Below are 777 nucleotides of genomic sequence, written 5' to 3'. Positions count from 1 at the left end.
GTCCGGTATCGGGGCGAGTCCCGATGCGGCGGCGGATGCTGGTCAGTCGGCCGGCGGCCGTGCGTATGCGGGTGATGGTCCGGCGTCGGGTGGCGGCCGTGGGTATGCGGGTGATGGTCCGGCGTCCGGTAGCGGTCGTGGGTATGCGGGTGATGGTCCGGCGTCGGGTGGCGGTCGTGGGTACGCAGGTGATGGTCCGGCGTCGGGCAGTGGCCGTGAGGATGAGGGTGGTGGCCCGACACCAGACAGCGGCCGTATGCGATCAGCCCCTGGCGGTCTGTATGACCCCGGGACGCCCGTCACGCCCTGGTACCGCGACGAGCCGGCGTCAGCCGTGACGGGTGCCGGTCGCCATGACCCCCGGCATGGGGGCGCCGGCGCGGAGGCGGAGCGCCGAGCCGATGCCCAGGACCGCGAGTATCCGGCGGGCCGGGGCGCCTCTCGGGAGGCTGCGGCCGGTGGCGCGTCCGGTGCGTTCGGGGCTCCGGGTGGCCGGGCTGATGGCCAGGGCCGTGAGTATGCGGCGGGTGGGGCTGCGTTCCGGGAAGGGGCTGTCGGCGGCACGCCCGGAGCGTTCGCGGCCCCGGTCGGCCGCTTCGACGCCCGCGACGGTGAGGAGGCGGCGGGCCGGGCCGCCTCCCGGGAAGCCGCTGCCGGCGGCGCTGCCGGCGCCTTCGAAGCCACGGCCCGAACCGACCGCGCATCCCGGGAAACCGCAGCCGCCGGCACCCCCGGCGTCTTCGCCGCCCCAGCCCCGTCCGACGCCGAGCCCACAGC

General features: G+C 76.6%; 1 pseudogene. It reads right to left on the bottom strand.

Annotated elements, in window-relative coordinates:
* Window positions 1-328: 328 nt before the first annotated feature.
* A pseudogene (locus tag CA983_RS46550) lies at window positions 329-777 on the bottom strand (hypothetical protein); the annotation flags it as partial.

It is taken from the genome of Streptomyces swartbergensis, from assembly GCF_002148965.1.
Lineage (GTDB): Bacteria > Actinomycetota > Actinomycetes > Streptomycetales > Streptomycetaceae > Streptomyces > Streptomyces swartbergensis.
This window is presented reverse-complemented; position numbering and strand designations above follow the sequence as displayed.